The organism is Marinobacter halodurans (genome assembly GCF_004327985.1).
Classification (GTDB): domain Bacteria; phylum Pseudomonadota; class Gammaproteobacteria; order Pseudomonadales; family Oleiphilaceae; genus Marinobacter_A; species Marinobacter_A halodurans.
Map to the genome: position 1 here is coordinate 82,457 of NZ_SJDL01000016.1, position 14,711 is coordinate 97,167.

A 14,711-nucleotide genomic window follows, 5' to 3' on the forward strand; every position below is an offset into this window, starting at 1 on the left:
TGCCGGGCGTATTCTGTTCAGTCCGGGAAGAAGGTCCGCAGGCTGTTGGCGTAGGTGGTGGTCAGCACCTGCTCGATGGGTAACACCTTCACCTCGGCGATCTTTTCCGCCACGAAGGGAATATAGAACGGGGCGTTCTCCCGGCCACGGTAGGGCACCGGCGTGAGGAAGGGGGCATCCGTTTCCAGCAGCAGCTGCTCGATCGGCGTCATGCGGATGATGTCCCGCACGTTTTCCGCCTTGTTGAAGGTGGAAATGCCGTTGAAACCCAGGCACCAGCCCTGATCGAGGGCGTAGCGGGCCAGGCCGGGACCGGAGGTGAAGCTGTGGATCACGCCCCGGCGCTTGAGCGTGCCTTCGAACTCCTTGAGGATCCCGATGGTGTCGTCGTCGGCCTCGCGGCTGTGGATCACCACCGGGCGATCGGTGTCGCAGGCGATCTGCAACTGGCGGCGGAACACATCCCGCTGCACGGTGCGGTCGGCGTTGTCGTAGAAGTAGTCCAGGCCGATCTCGCCGACGGCGACCATCTTCTCGCCGCCGACGTGCTCGCGGATTTCCGCCTCGACGGCGTCGGTGTAGGTTTCCGCCTCGTGGGGATGGATGCCCTGGGTGCCATACACCCAGTCCGCCTCGCCGGTCAGCTCGCGCACGGTGGCCAGGTTGTCCGGGGCCACGGCAATGGTGATGACCCGCTCCACGTTCACCCGCTGGGCCTCGGCCAGGGTTTCCGCCAGCGGGCGGTCCTTGAGGTAATCCAGGTGGCAGTGGGTTTCGATGATCGGCTGCTCGAAAACCGGGATCTCGCGTCGTTTCTTGCTCATGTGCTGAACGGGGCCTGTCGCGTGGCTGGGAATGAATTCAGACGCAGTCTACCATTTTGGACAACGCCCCTCCCAATCCGCAGAGTCCGCAGACGAGGCCCATGCCATGATGACCACACCGTTCAACGAGCGCTGGCGATACGATCCAACCCGGCCGTCACTGGACGATTACCCGGCTGATGTCGGGGGCGACGACATTCCGTCCCTGGATGCCAGCCTGGAGAACATCGGCGAGTACCAGCGCCGCCTGTGGGCCAACCGCTCCCGGGCGGTATTGCTGATCCTCCACGGCCTGGATGCCAGCGGCAAGGACAGTCTGATCCGGACGCTGTCGACCTACATGGATCCGGCGGGTTTTCATGCCTGGTCCTTCGCCCGGCCGCAGGGGGCGGAGACCCGGCACGACTTCCTCTGGCGGGTGGTGCCGTTGCTACCGGCCTTTGGCGAGTTGGCGGCCTTCAACCGCAGTCATCACGAGGCGGTGATCGCCGAGCGCCTATGGCCGGTCCATGCCCCGGAGGACTACAACTGGCAGGCCCGATACGAGGCCATCCGCAGCTTCGAGGCGCATCTCTCCCGGGAAGGCACAACGGTCATCAAATGCTGGATCCGGCTCAGTGGCGATGAACACCGTCGTCGCTTGATCAAGCGCCTCGACGAACCGCGCAAACGCTGGAAGTTCGATCCGTCCGATGTGGACGCCTTCGAGCGCCGGGACGAGCTGCTGGCGTGTGCCGGGGAGGCCATTGCCGCCACCCACACAGCCGAGGCGCCCTGGTTCATCATCCCCGGCGATCGCAAGTCCGTTGCCCGTGCCATTGTCGCCGCCCTGGTCGACGAACAGCTTCAGGCCCTGGCGCCGGATTATCCAGTGGAAGACGAGAAGACCCTCAAGGCCTACCGGAAACTGCTGGGCGGCGACTGATCCCCAAGGGCGATCAGGGAGCCTGCCGGAAACGCAGGATCCGACGCCCGTCCTGCGGGTCGCCGATGCTGTCGGCCTGTACCCTGAACGTCTGCCACAGTCGCTCCGGAGTGAGTACGTCTTCAGGCGGCCCCAATGCCACCAGCCGACCGGCGTCCAGGACGCCAACGCGGTCGCACGCCATCGCCTGGTTCAGGTCGTGCAACGCGATCACCACCGTCACCGGCAACCGCCGCACCAGGCTGAGGATCGAGAGCTGGTGCTGGATATCCAGGTGGTTGGTGGGTTCGTCCAACAGCAGGATGCGGGGTTGCTGGGCCAGGGCCCGGGCGATGTGGACCCGCTGGCGTTCGCCGCCGGACAGGGTGTGCCAGAGCCGGTCGGCGAACGACCGCATATCGACGTCGTCCAGCGCCCGGTCAACGTGGGTGTCGTCTTCGTCCGTCCAGGGGCGCAGCGGCGACAGGAACGGCGTGCGCCCCAGGGCAACGGCGTCGCGCACGCAGAGCCTGTCACTGGTTTCGGCCTGTTGTTCGACCAGGGCAATCGACCGGGCAATGGTGCGTCGCTTGAGGTGGGCGAGTGGGCGTCCGTCGACGCGAACGCAGCCCCGGGTCGGTCGACGCAGGCCGGCCAGTAGCCGCAACAGCGTCGACTTGCCGGAGCCGTTGGGTCCGACCAGGGCAAAGGTCTCGCCGGGCCGGATGGTCAGGCTCACGTTATCCAGCAGGGTGCGGCCATGGATGCGGGCCCCGAGGTGTTCGGCGGTCAGCTTCATGCTCTACCCGCTCCCCGGACCAGGATCAGTGCGAAGGCCGGTGCCCCGATCAGCGAGGTGATGACGCCGATCGGCAGCACCTGGCCGGGCACCAGGATGCGGGACAGGATGTCCGAACCGATCAGGAAGACGGCGCCGGCCAGGGCCGATGCCGGTACCAGCCGGGCGTGGCGGCTGCCCACCAGCAGGCGCATGGCATGGGGAATGACCAGCCCGACGAAGCCGATGGCGCCCACCATCGACACCATCACCGCCGTTACCAGGGCGGTCACGGCAATCAGCACGCCCCGGACCGGACGCACCGCTACGCCCATGGACGCGGCGCTGTCCGCGCCGAAGGTGAAGGCATCCAGGGCGCGCATGTACCACAGGCATACCCCCAGCCCGACCAGGGCGGTCGGTACCGCCAGGGCGACGTCGTCCCAACGCACCCCGGACAGGCTGCCCATCAGCCAGAACAGGATGCCCCGGGCCTGCTCGGCGCTGGCCGACTTGGCAATCATGAAGGCCGTCAACGCGTTGAACAGCTGGGCGCCGGCAATGCCCGCCAGTATGATCGCCCCGGCCGCCTGCATGCCCCGCCTGGCGGCGTGGGCCAGCACCACCACCAGGCCGAAGGCCAGGGCCGCGCCGGCAAAGGCGCCCGCTGACAGGCCGATGGCACCCGCGCCCAAACCCAGCACGGTGACCGCCACCGCCCCGGTCGACGCCCCGGCCGAAAGCCCCATGAGAAACGGATCCGCCAGCGCATTGCGCAACAGCGCCTGCAGCACCACCCCGGTCAGTGCCAGTCCGGCGCCGCAGCAGGCCGCGACGATGGCGCGGCTGAGCCGGTAGCTCCAGACGATGCCGGCATCGATGCGGTCAACCGGGTAACCGGCGTCCCACAACCGGTTGGCCAGCACCTTGAGAATGGTGTCCACGGGAATCCGCGTCTCGCCGATGGCGGTGCCGGCTACCAGGGCGATCGCCAGCACCAGCGGGGTCAGCCACAGCCAGTGCAGGCGCGGCGCCACCGGCGCCGGCAGGGAAATGACGCGGCTCATCGGTCGAAGCTCATTCCGGCCAGGGCGTCCGACAGGGAGTCCAGGCCAAAGATCGTGCGCAGGGTGGCGCTCATGGCGTGGGCGTCCATCGGTACGATGTGGCCTTCCCGCACCGCGGTCATCTGGCTGGCGACGGGGTCGTTGTGCAGGAAATCGAGCTTCTTCCGGATGTCGTCGGCCGGGTAGCGGCGACGGTCCATCTGCGCGATCACGATCAGGTCCGGGTCGGCCCGGGCAATGGTCTCCCAGCCGACGGTCGGCCATTCCTCATCGGACTCGACCACGTTGTGGATGCCGAGTTTGTCCATCATGTAGCCCGGCGCGCCCAGGCGGCCGGCGACAAAGGGGGCCGCGGACAGGTCGGTGGACGAAAACCAGAAGACGGCGGACAGGTCTTTTGGCAGGTCCAGTTCATGGGCGCGTTCGATGGCCCGGCTTTCCCGGTCTTTCAGGTCGGTGATCAGGTCCTCCCCGGCATCCTGCACGTCAAAGATCGTGGCAAGCTGGCGGATGCCCTTGTAGATGGACTGCGTGGAGAAGGCGGCGACCCGCGTGCCGTCACCGCCGGTGGTGTTGTCCTTGGTGTCGCAGTCCGCCGGCAGGATATAGGTGGCGATACCCAGGTCGGCGAATTGCTGGCGGGTGCCCACCGAACCGGTCGGGCCCACGTGCCATTCGTATTGCACGGTCACCAGGTCGGGATGCTTGTTGACCACTGCCTCGAAGCTCGGGTCGTTGTCGGCGATGCGCGGTACCCGGTCGTTGATGGCCCTGAACTGTGGCAGTACCGGGGTGAACCAGACCGACGTGCCGGCCACCCGATCCCCCAGTCCCAGGGCGTAGAGCGTCTCGGTGGCGGACTGGCCGATGGTGACGGTGTGCTCCGGGGCGGCGTCGAAGCGAATCTCCCGACCGCAGTTTTCCAGCGTCAATGGGTAAGTGGTCGGGGCCGCCGCGGCGTTGGTCGCGGTCAGTGTAAGCAGGACCGGCAGGGACCGGCGGACGAGTCGCAAGAACGGGAACCGCCCTGGAGCAGTGAAACGGATTGTGACCAACATGGTATGACCTCCTGGGATCGCTATCGAAGCGCAGCGACTATAATAGTTATGTTATAACATAACAATAAAGTTTCACGGCCGATAACAAGAGGGTTCAGGAAGCTGTAAAGGAATCCGTATGATGGGAATGGTCCTTCCTTTCCCCGGGGCACCCCGCCCGGCGTCGTGAATCGGATGGTCGGCAGGTCTCCTGACTGACGGGTCGTGGCGCGTCCTGCCTTCCCGGGGGATCCCAGTGGCTTGGTGATTGGACGTCGCTCGCCGCCTACAGTTGCGGGGGCAGTTTCGGTTCGCGGCCGGGGCCGCGGCGAATTCCCTATTAATTCCCAGAGGAAACCGACGCGTCGAGCATAAACAGGTTGATCGGGAGGGGCAAGCGTCCGCTCAATAGCAACCCGGTGTGCGGCCACGTTATTCGGCAAAGTGGGTGGTCAATCCGGAGTGTGACGCGCGACAATAGCAGGCTCATCCACCTGCTGATCACGCGGAACCGTCCCCATGCCCAGTCGTGTCGAAATCCATTACTGCACCCAATGCCGCTGGTTGCTGCGCGCCGCCTGGATGGCGCAGGAGCTGCTCACCACGTTCGAGGACGAGATAGGCGAGCTGGTACTCAAGCCCGGCTCGGGTGGCGTGTTCGAGGTGCGCGCGGATGATCAGGTGGTCTGGTCACGCAAGGAGGCTGGCCGGTTTCCCGAGATCACCGAGCTCAAGCAGGTGGTGCGCGATGTGATCGCGCCGGAACGCCACCTGGGTCATGCCGATCGTAAAACCGGTGACCGCTGAACGACCATGACCGTAACGGGCTCCTCATCCCACGACCGGGCCGGACGCTGGTCGGCACTCGACGGCTGGCTGGCGGATCACGCTGACCTCTGGCAACCGGCGCCTTTCAGTACGCCGGCGCCGGACTGGTGCCGGTGGTACCCGGGCCTGGCCACCTTTCTGGAGGGCCTGACGGACGCCGAGGTTGACGCCTTTGAAGCCGATTCCGAACATCTGGTGGCGCGGCTCTCGGCCTGGCTGCCGACGATCGACCGGCGCCGGGCCTTGCTGGATCTGCCCGACCTGGCCGGTGACTCGCTGGCCCTGCCGGAAACACGGGCCGTGGACATGCCCGGCCGCAAGCGCCTGCAGGCCGGCGCCTTTGCGGCAGCCCTCCGTGCGCTGGAGGCTCCGGTACTGGACTGGTGCTGCGGCAAGGGCCACCTGGCGCGAACCCTGGCACCCCATGCGCCAGGTGCGCTGGTCGGATACGAATGGGACCCGGCGCTGGTGGCGGATGGCAACGCCCTGGCGGCGCGGTACGGGGACCCGGTCACGCTGGTCACCCGGGACGTGCTGGACCCGGATATGTCCTGGTCGCCGGCCTGTCACGGCGTCGCCCTGCACGCCTGCGGCGACCTGCACCGGCGCCTGATCGAACAGGGTGCCCGTCACCGCTGGCCACGCCTGAGCATTGCCCCCTGTTGCTTCCACCTGACCCGGCACCCGGACTACCAACCCTTGTCGCAACGGGTCCGGGAGCAGCGGCGACTGGAGGATCTCTCCCGCGAGACGCTGCGTCTGGCGGTCCGGGAAACGGTCACCGCGCCGGCCCGCATTCGGCGCCAGACCCGCCGCACCCAGATCTGGCGGTTGGGCTTCGATGCCCTGCAGCGGCACGTGCGCGGAGAAGACAGCTACCTGCCGGTACCCCCTCACCCGACCCGCCTGAACGACGCCGGGTTCGCTGCTTTCTGTCACTGGGCCGCCGAACGCAAGGGGATGACATTACCCCCGGACACGGACCTCGAGCACTGGCTGGCGCTGGGCCGGCAACGACAATCGCAGGTGCGGCGCCACGAGCTGTTGCGCCACCTGTTCCGGCGCCCGCTGGAGCTCTGGCTGGTGCTGGATGACGCGCTGTATCTGGAAGAGCAGGGCTACACGGTGACTCTGGGCACCTTCTGTGAGCGCCACCTCACGCCCCGTAATCTGCTGCTGGATGCCCGGCTGGCTTCCTAAACGGGAAAGCTCACGGTTTGCGATAAACGACCCTGTCGACACAGCCATCCCGGAAATACACGTAGGTCAATTCGTAGAGCATGCCGTAATAGTCGGTCTTGTAGACCCAGGTTTCCTGGGGCACCGGGTAGACTTCCGGCGTGGTGCCGAAGGCATCCCGCACGTTCTGCTTGGTCATGCCCCGGACCACCTGTTCCCGCAGGATATAGCGGCGCAGGTCGGTGGAGGGGATGTAGCGGCAGGGGCTTTCCGGTTCACTGGGTGCGGACGCCGGTTCATCGGCTGGTTCGGAGGGCTCGGGCCGTGCCGGCAGGTTGCTGTCGAAGCGCCCGCCGATCCGGCTGTCCGGCAGGTTCAGGGTTTCGGCGTTGGCGCCGCAGGGGGTATCGGAATAGCGCACGCCGTTGGCATCGGCGCACTTGTAGACGTCGGCAAAGGTCGCGGGTGCGAGCAGACAGCAGAGCAGGAACAGGGCGGATTCACGCAAGACAACATCCTCCGGGCGCTGCCCGCCCGTCAATGGCAGACCCCGGGGATGGCGTCGCCATCCCCGGGGAAACCTCACGAATTACCGCTCGATCTGGATCTTGGCCTCCACCCGGCGGTTTTCGGCACGGCCGGCGGCCGTGTCGTTGCTGGCCACCGGATCGGACTCGCCATAACCGCGCGCGCTGACCCGTTCCGGATCCACGCCCAGAGTCTTGACCAGTCGATCGGCGACGGCCTCGGCCCGGCGCTGGGACAGGCTCTCATTGTAGCTGGCCTTGCCGGTGTTATCGGAATGACCGCCGACTTCCACCACGGTTTCCGGATGTTCTTCCAGGAAGTTCGCGACCTGGCGCAGGTCGTCGTCGTAGCGATCGTCAATGACCGCGCTGTTGGTCGGGAACTGGACCTTCAGGGTAAAGGTCTGGACCTCTTCCATCACCCCTTCGCAGCCCTTTTCATCCACTTCGGCACCGGCGGTGGTGTTGGGGCACTGGTCCATCCTGTCGACCACGCCGTCGTTGTCGCTGTCCAGTTCACAGCCGCGGCTGTCGACGCGGGCGCCGGCCGGCGTATTGGGGCACTGGTCCTGGCTGTCGACGACGCCGTCACTGTCGGCATCCGGTTCGCAGCCGCTGGCGTCCACCGTGGCGCCGGGTGGGGTGCCCGGGCACCGGTCGGCGGTGTCCGCCACGCCGTCGTTGTCGCTGTCGCGCGGCGCCGGCTCTTCCTTGCTGTCAAAGCCGAAGCCGAAGCTCATGCCCACGCTGGCCAGGGTATCGAAGGATTCCTCGTCCAGGCTGTAGTACTCGCGGATGTCGCCACGCAATGAGACCACGTCGGTCAGGTTGTAGCGCAGGCCGCCGCCGAGGTTGAGCCGGGTCTCGCCGGCGATGCCGCCGCCCAGGCTGTCAAAGTCGGTATGCCCGGCGCCGGTGGCCACGTAGGGATTCAGGTTTTCGTCCGGGTCGGCGAAGTAGTAGAGGCCGTCCAGGCGATAGTCCTGGAAGTCGCTGCTGCCCGGCGCATGCTTGCGGTCGGCGTCGCCCCGGTTCCAGACACCCTCGACGGCCCAGCGGGGCAGGAAGCGGTATTCCAGGCCCACCCCGTAGGTGTCGGTTTCACTCAGGTTGCGGTTGTCGTCGAAGTATTGATAGCCGATGAAGGGGTTGATGTAGACCTTTTGTTCCTGCGCCAGGGCCGGCGTGGTAAAGGCTGAAAGCAGGGCCGCAGTTGCCAGAAGTCGGTTGCGGATCATGTGAACCTCCTGTTCGTTTCATTTCGTTTATTGCTTCGTCATTCGCTGCTTTATTGTTGTTGGCCGGGATCATGCCGCAGCAGGGCTTTATGTTCTGGTGCACTGTCTGGTTAATTCGCAGTAAGTCAGGGAATTAGACAGACAGCGCACTCGCCGTTACGCGCAATTTTAGTGATGGGATTCACAAAAGACAGACTTTTGTCGCCAACATTGCCGAATGGACATGTTTATGGCCCATTCAGGACGATGCCAGCCGGCGGAAATAGAGGTGGGCGCTTTTCTTGCTGAAAGTCAGGGTTTCGCCGCTGTCGAACGCCACGTCGAAGGCACTGTCGGACTCGTCGGTGACCCGGCCGGGACCGAGCACGGCATGGATCAATCGCGATTCGGTCCAGACCGGCCCGGCACCGTCGGTGTCGGCGCTGGTTTCCGGCGCGTCCAGTTGCACGGCTGCCCGGTCGGCATAGCGCTGGATAACCGTGGTGGGTGGTTTTTCCAGGGTCAGCGTGGCGCCCGGCTCCGGCTGGGCGTCCAACTGCCGACCCAGGTCCGAGGAGGCGGAAAAGCAGAGTTCGTGCAGGAAGCGGCTTGGCCCCTGGTCGCCGTCCAGGTGCGGGGTGTTGCTGTCGTGCCGGGTGATCAGGTGCAGGGCGTGGCGGGTCCGGGTCAGGGCGACGTAGAGCAGGCGCCGCTCGCTTTCCACCAGGCTGCGGATGTCGTCGGTCTGGCGGGCGGTGTAGGGCAGGTATTTCTCCTGCAGGCCGGGAATGATCACCACCGGCCATTCCAGCCCCTTGGTGCGGTGCATGGTGGACAGCTGGATGCCGCCGCGGCCGGGCTGGCGGGCCTGCTGGCGCAGGGCGTCCAGGTGCGCCAGGGCCTCGCCGGCACCGACGTCCAGCCCTTCGATATAAGCCTGGAAGCCACGCACGGTATCGATGCGCTCGTCGGCGGACTCGTGGGTCATGGCCAGACTGCGGATACCCTCGAACAGCTCGGTGTCCCCGGCGTAGCGGTCGATCAGGTCGCCGGCCGGGCCCCGGAAGTCGTCCAGGTCCAGCAGGCAGCGGCCCAGCTTCTTCAGCTTGCGGGCCGGCATGGGGCCCAGCGCATCGAAATCCAGGTCCAGCAATCGGGCACCCCAGTCCCGGTCGAACCGGGCCAGCAACTGGGCGAGGCTCTGTAACTCCACTTCCTTGAGGCCCACATGGGGAAAGCGCAGCAGGCTGCGGGCCGCTTCCAGGCGATCCGATTCGGCCAGTATCGGCAGCTGGCCGGCGCAGACCCGCATCAGGTGGGTGATGGCTTCCACCTCGCGGGTAAACAGGGCGCCCTTGTTGCTGTCGATGCGATAGGGAATCTGTCGGGCCAGCAGGCGCAGCTCGATCGGCACGCTCTGGCTCCACACCCGGACCAGCACGGCAACGGCTTCCAGCGGCTGGCCGCCGTCCCGGTGGGCTTCCACCAGCTTGAGGATGACGTCGCTGTCCTCGTCGGCCCGGTGCAGCTGGATGTCGGTGGCCGGTGTGGACGGGTGGGCGTGGCAGAGCACGTCCTTGCGCCCGGTGTTGTGGCTAATCAGGTGATTGGCCAGCAGGGCCACCCGGTGCCCGTAGCGGAAGGTGTAGCTGAGGGTCTGTTCCAGCGGGCTTTCGAACTCCTCGCTGAAGCGGGTCAGGATAAAGTCCGGCTGGGCACCGCGGAATTCGTAGATGGTCTGGTCCGGGTCGCCCACCACGGTGACCCGTGCCCGCTCTCCGGCGATGTAGCGCAGCAGCAGGTGCTGGATCTCGTTGGTGTCCTGGTACTCGTCCACCATCACCAGATCCATCTTGTTGGCCACCAGACGCTGCAACGGCGGATTCTGGTGGATCGCCATGACCGGCTCGTAGAGCATGTCGGCGTAGCTGATACGGGCGTTGCGCTTACGCCACTGCTCGAAGCTGTGGAACAGGTCGATCAGGTAGCGGTGTTTGTCGCCGTAGCCCATCTGCTCGAACACGATCTCCACCGGCGACAGGGTGGTCTTCACCAGGTCGATGAAGTGGGCGGCGGTTTCCACATAGTCCTTCTTGGCCCGCTTGATCTCGTCCTGCAACGCTTCGGGGGCGAGCTGGCGGGTCAGCAGCCAGACCTGGAAGTTGATTTCCTGGTCGCTGAGGATGTCGGCGACGAAATCCGGCAGGTAGCCCTCCCGCACGAAACGCTTGTACAGGCGGTAGCCCATGGCGTGGTAGGTGCGGATCTCCGGCAACCCCAGGCCGGTGTCGCCGGCAACCGACTGCAGCTTTTTCTGGAAATCGTCGCGGGCGCTGCGGTTGAACATCAGCACCAGCATCCGGGTGGGATCGTGCCCCTGTTCCAGCAGGTAGCGGATGCGCCACGCCAGCGTGGTGGTCTTGCCACTGCCCGCCACGGCCGTAATGAGGGCGTGCTCATAGCCGGCGGTGATGATGGCGTGCTGTTCGTCGGTCAGGTGCGGGGGGAGGGCTGTTGGCATGGGCGCTATTCTGGCATGGTCCCGGTCACTCATCCATAATGGTTCGCCTCATGAATCACACACGGGCGCCCGGATCCCGGCGCCGCAGGAGACACACCATGGCACAGACACAGAACGACGCCCTCAACGTGCTGGGTCAGCCGCTGGAAGACTGTGGCTACGACCCGAAAACCGGTTTCTACCGGGATGGCTGCTGCAACGTCGGTCCGGACGATCTGGGCGTTCATGCGGTCTGCGTAGTGGTCACCGACGACTTCCTGGAATTCTCACGCCAGAGCGGCAACGATCTGTCCACGCCGCGGCCGGAATTCGGCTTTCCCGGCCTCAGGGACGGCGATGCCTGGTGCCTGTGCGCCGGCCGCTGGACCGAGGCGTACGATGCGGGCAAGGCACCCCGGGTCCGGCTGCGGGCCACCCATCAGGCGGCCTTGCTGCACTGTGACCTGGACGCCCTGAAACAGCACTCGGTGGACCTGAGCTGAGTCCTGTCGTGAGCTTCCCGGCGGGTTGGCCGAGTGCCGACCGTATCCAGGCCTGGCGGGCGGCCCTGCGCCGATCCGGTGAGCGTCGCCTGCTGCTGGTCGAGGCGGATTCGGACCTGTCTGCCCGCTATGCGCTGTCCCTCTGCCGTTCGGCCGATGCGGTCCGGAGCCTCTGGGTGGGCCGTCTGTCCGAAAAGGGCGGGAGCGGCCTAGTCAGCGTCCGTCCGACGCAGGCCCACCAGTGGTTGGGTCGTGAACTGGACCTGGTAATCTGGGATGGTCGCAGCGGTAACCCGCCGGATGACCTGGCCGCCCTGATGGGTACCCTGGCGGCCGGGGCCGTGCTGGTCTGGCTGATGCCGCCGTTGGCGGAATGGGCCGACTTTGACGATCCGGACTATGCCCGCACCGGGCTGGCCGACGCCGGCCGGCATCCGTTCCTGGCCCGCATGGCCACCCTGCTCGACACCCATCCGGCCGTGGTGCGGCTGCATGCGTCGGGTGAGGTCACCGGACGCCTTGATGTGGATGGCGGCGACGACCGTTTCCAGCCCACGGACACTCCGGACCAGTCCGCCGCGATCGACGCCATTCTCCGGGCGGGAGCGGGCCGTCGCCGGCGCCCCCTGGTGATCCGCGCCGATCGGGGACGGGGCAAATCCACCGCGCTGGGGCGGGCCGCGGCGCAACTGTTGCAGGACAAGTGGACGCGCATCCTCGTGACCGCCCCCCGGTCCGAGGCGGTGGACACCCTGTTTGCGGCGGCGGAAGCCCGCTGGCCGGGCGCCAGACGGGATGGTCAGCGCCTCCAGTGTGACGGCCACAGTCTGGAATTCGTGCCGGCGGACGTGCTGTTGCGGGAGCGCCCCGACGCGGGCGTGGTCCTGGTGGACGAGGCGGCCGGCCTGCCGGCGCCTTTGCTTGCCGACATCCTGACCGGTTGGCCCCGGGTGGTGTTCGCCACCACGGTTCACGGGTACGAAGGCACCGGCCGGGGCTTCGACGTGCGTTTCCGGGACGCGCTGGACCGGCTCACCCCCCAATGGCAGACGCAGCGCCTGTCACAGCCGATTCGCTGGCGCGACGGGGATCCCTTCGAGGATCTGGTCAACCGCCTGTTCCTGCTGGATGCCGAGAGTGTCACGGGCTTGTCGTCGCAGGCGGCGATTCGCATCGAACCCTGGTGTCCGGCCGAGGCCGATTCCGGAACCCTGGCCCAGGCGTTCGGCCTGCTGACCGATGCCCACTATCGCACCACGCCGGCCGACCTGCGCCAGTGGCTGGATGATCCCCACGCCCGCAGTTGGCTGGCCCGCAGCGACCCGGACAATGCGGTCGTCGGGGTGTTGTGGGCCACCGCCGAAGGCGGTCTGGCGCCGGCGCTGGCGGAACAGGTGATGCGGGGCGAGCGGCGCGCCCGCGGGCACCTGCTGGCCCAGTCGCTGGCCTGTCACGGCGGGTTGGCGGAGGCCGCGATGGCCCGCATGGCGCGTGTGGTCCGTATTGCCGTGGTCCCCGAGCTGCGGCGGGAGGGCATCGGGCAGCGACTGCTGGCCGCAGCCCGGAACGCCAGCCGTGAGGCGGGTTTCGATCTGCTGGGCAGCAGTTTCGGGGCGACGGCGCCACTGTTGGCGTTCTGGCGCGGCGCCGGCTTCTATCCGCTACGGCTGGGGCTACACCGCTCGGCGAGCAGCGGTGAATACACCCTGCAAATGGGGCAGGCGTTATCGGCAGGGGGTATGGATCTGTTGCTGCGTCTACAGACCCGGTTCGCCGAGCACTGGCCGCTGTTGTTGGGCGATGCCTTTCGATCCCTGGAGCCGGATCTGGCGCTCAGCCTCGGCCGGGACTGGGTGGCGGCGGCACCGCTGACCCCCATGGACCGGGCCGAGCTGGCGGCCTTCGCCGGCGGCTACCGGCTGTTTGAGCTGTCCCGGCTGCCGCTGATGCGCCTGTCGCTGCAAGCGGGTGTCAGTGAACGGCTGGCGCGGGATGACGATGCCGTACTCTGGTGCCGTGCCGTGTTGCAGGGCTGGCCCTGGTCCGATTTGCAGTCCGCCGGACTGTGCCGCGGGCGGCGTGATGCGGAACAGCGCTTGCGGCAACTCGCGGGGAAATTGCTTGAACCGGTCGACATCCCGCCACATTGAGCCAGGCCACAGCCTGCTTCTGTGACTCACTCGATGTCACTGGTCTGATCCGCTTGGGCAGAATGGGCCAACCTGAAAGCTACCGGAACGCTTCCATGCCCAAACGCCCGCTCGCCTGCCTTGTTCTTGCCCTGATCGCCCTGTCCGCCTGCTCCGGTCAGCCGCAACCCGTCAACCTGGAAACGGTGCACCGGGCGAACCAGTCTTCGCCGCTGGTGAATGCGGCGATGCGGGGTGACCTGGCCGCGGTCCAGGCGCAGGTGGCGGCGGGGGCGTCCCTGAACCAGATTAGCGCGGATGGCACGCCACTGACGGCGGCGGCCGGTGCCGGGCATGACCGTGTTGCCTGGTACCTGTTGCAGCAGGGGGCCGATCCCAATCTGGCGGACGCCCGTGGACGGACGCCTCTGGTTGCGGCTTCGGCCGAGGGTAGCCAGCGTCTGGTGAAGCTGATGCTGTCCGCCGGGGCCCGGGTCAATGCCAGCGGCGCTGACGGCACCACTGCGGTGGCGGCCGCCGCGGAGGCGGGCAACTTGTCGGTGATGCGCACGTTGCTGGATGCCGGCGGCAACGTCAATATTGCGCACGACGGGGAGTCCCTGCTGATGCACGTGGTGCGCAATGGCGACCTGCTGATGACCGAGGTGCTGATCGCCGCCGGGGCCGATGTCGGCTATCGGGCCAGCGACGGCGATACCGCCCTCGCCGTGGCCCGCCGGCACAACCTGGATGACATCGAGATGCTGCTGGTGCAGGCGGGCGCGCGATAAGAATTTTCGTGCACTCCGAATTATTCTTTTTCCAACGTTCTCGCGGGGCTGGCTTGAGCTCTATTTCCCTTCTAGCTGTTGGTTTTTCGCTGGACAGGGCTGGGTGCTCAGAGGGCCATCCATGGCCGCCTAATTGGATCGGAGACATCCCTGTCTCCTGCTCCAGCCCTGCCGGTGCCCCGCTTCGTTGGAGGTTGGAGCTGGCCGCCGCTGAGTCCTGTTTTCCGGGGGCTGTCTGGAGTGGCTTTCGAGCAAGATCTTGCTCGATCGGGCAACTTTTCGCTCGATTTGAGCAAAATCTTGCTCGATCCGGGATGTGTGGTTTTGGCGTTTTCTGGCTAGTCCGCTGTTTTTGCTGCTGTTTTAATTTCTGGCACGGAATGTGTTGTTAGGGGGAGGTCCTTTTGAAGGGACTCACCCTTATTCA

13 protein-coding genes and 1 riboswitch are annotated in these 14,711 nt (G+C 66.4%); of the genes, 6 read left to right on the forward strand and 7 right to left on the reverse strand.

Annotation, left to right across the window (positions count from 1 at the left end):
• Positions 1-17: 17 nt before the first annotated feature.
• Complete coding sequence (locus tag EZI54_RS11760; RefSeq protein WP_131482078.1) at positions 18-824, reverse strand: TatD family hydrolase; 807 nt, start codon at positions 822-824, stop codon at positions 18-20.
• Positions 825-930: 106 nt separating this feature from the next.
• Here EZI54_RS11760 and EZI54_RS11765 point away from each other — a divergent pair, with 106 nt between their 5' ends.
• Complete coding sequence (locus EZI54_RS11765; protein WP_131482079.1) at positions 931-1,749, forward strand: polyphosphate kinase 2 family protein; 819 nt, start codon at positions 931-933, stop codon at positions 1,747-1,749.
• 13 nt (positions 1,750-1,762) lie between these two features.
• Here the strand turns inward: EZI54_RS11765 and EZI54_RS11770 are convergent, their stop codons facing one another.
• Genes EZI54_RS11770 through EZI54_RS11780 form a run of 3 tightly spaced genes read right to left on the reverse strand, consistent with a single transcriptional unit; the run spans position 1,763 to position 4,631 of the window.
• Positions 1,763-2,527, reverse strand: coding sequence for an ABC transporter ATP-binding protein (locus EZI54_RS11770; protein ID WP_131482080.1), 765 nt, complete (start codon positions 2,525-2,527; stop codon positions 1,763-1,765).
• The gene (locus EZI54_RS11775; protein ID WP_131482081.1) at positions 2,524-3,573 is read right to left on the reverse strand and encodes a FecCD family ABC transporter permease; all 1,050 of its coding nucleotides are present in this window, start codon (positions 3,571-3,573) and stop codon (positions 2,524-2,526) included. The genes EZI54_RS11770 and EZI54_RS11775 overlap by 4 nt, the downstream gene beginning before the upstream one ends.
• Positions 3,570-4,631: an ABC transporter substrate-binding protein gene (locus EZI54_RS11780; RefSeq protein ID WP_131482082.1), complete on the reverse strand. Its 1,062-nt coding sequence runs from the start codon at positions 4,629-4,631 to the stop codon at positions 3,570-3,572. The genes EZI54_RS11775 and EZI54_RS11780 overlap by 4 nt, the downstream gene beginning before the upstream one ends.
• A 163-nt stretch (positions 4,632-4,794) precedes the next feature.
• A riboswitch (cobalamin riboswitch) is annotated at positions 4,795-4,987 on the reverse strand.
• Between the two features lie 142 nt (positions 4,988-5,129).
• Here EZI54_RS11780 and EZI54_RS11785 point away from each other — a divergent pair.
• Both EZI54_RS11785 and EZI54_RS11790 read left to right on the forward strand, forming a co-directional pair.
• The gene (locus EZI54_RS11785; RefSeq protein WP_131482083.1) at positions 5,130-5,417 is read left to right on the forward strand and encodes an Rdx family protein; all 288 of its coding nucleotides are present in this window, start codon (positions 5,130-5,132) and stop codon (positions 5,415-5,417) included.
• Between the two features lie 6 nt (positions 5,418-5,423).
• Positions 5,424-6,638, forward strand: a complete 1,215-nt coding sequence (locus EZI54_RS11790; protein WP_131482084.1) for a methyltransferase — start codon at positions 5,424-5,426, stop codon at positions 6,636-6,638.
• Between the two features lie 10 nt (positions 6,639-6,648).
• On the opposite strand, the gene EZI54_RS11795 is transcribed toward EZI54_RS11790, so the two are convergent.
• From EZI54_RS11795 to EZI54_RS11805, 3 genes are all read right to left on the reverse strand, one after another.
• On the reverse strand, positions 6,649-7,125 hold the full coding sequence (locus EZI54_RS11795) for a DUF4124 domain-containing protein (protein ID WP_131482085.1): 477 nt from the start codon (positions 7,123-7,125) through the stop codon (positions 6,649-6,651).
• 81 nt (positions 7,126-7,206) lie between these two features.
• Positions 7,207-8,382 (reverse strand): OmpA family protein, encoded by a 1,176-nt coding sequence (locus tag EZI54_RS11800; RefSeq protein ID WP_131482086.1) that lies wholly within the window; start codon positions 8,380-8,382, stop codon positions 7,207-7,209.
• A gap of 238 nt (positions 8,383-8,620) precedes the next feature.
• Positions 8,621-10,915, reverse strand: coding sequence for an ATP-dependent helicase (locus EZI54_RS11805; RefSeq protein WP_423226998.1), 2,295 nt, complete (start codon positions 10,913-10,915; stop codon positions 8,621-8,623).
• A 65-nt stretch (positions 10,916-10,980) separates the two neighbouring features.
• On the opposite strand from EZI54_RS11805, the gene EZI54_RS11810 reads away from it, so the two are divergent.
• The 3 genes from EZI54_RS11810 (at position 10,981) to EZI54_RS11820 (ending at position 14,284) form a co-directional block, all read left to right on the forward strand.
• Positions 10,981-11,364, forward strand: coding sequence for a DUF2237 family protein (locus EZI54_RS11810; RefSeq protein ID WP_131482088.1), 384 nt, complete (start codon positions 10,981-10,983; stop codon positions 11,362-11,364).
• Between the two features lie 8 nt (positions 11,365-11,372).
• Entirely contained in the window at positions 11,373-13,514 is a 2,142-nt protein-coding gene (locus EZI54_RS11815; protein WP_207389202.1) for a tRNA(Met) cytidine acetyltransferase TmcA, read from the forward strand.
• Positions 13,515-13,609: 95 nt separating this feature from the next.
• Positions 13,610-14,284 carry an ankyrin repeat domain-containing protein gene (locus EZI54_RS11820; RefSeq protein WP_131482089.1) on the forward strand — a complete coding sequence of 225 codons (675 nt, stop codon included), beginning with the start codon at positions 13,610-13,612 and terminating at the stop codon, positions 14,282-14,284.
• Positions 14,285-14,711 lie beyond the last annotated feature (427 nt).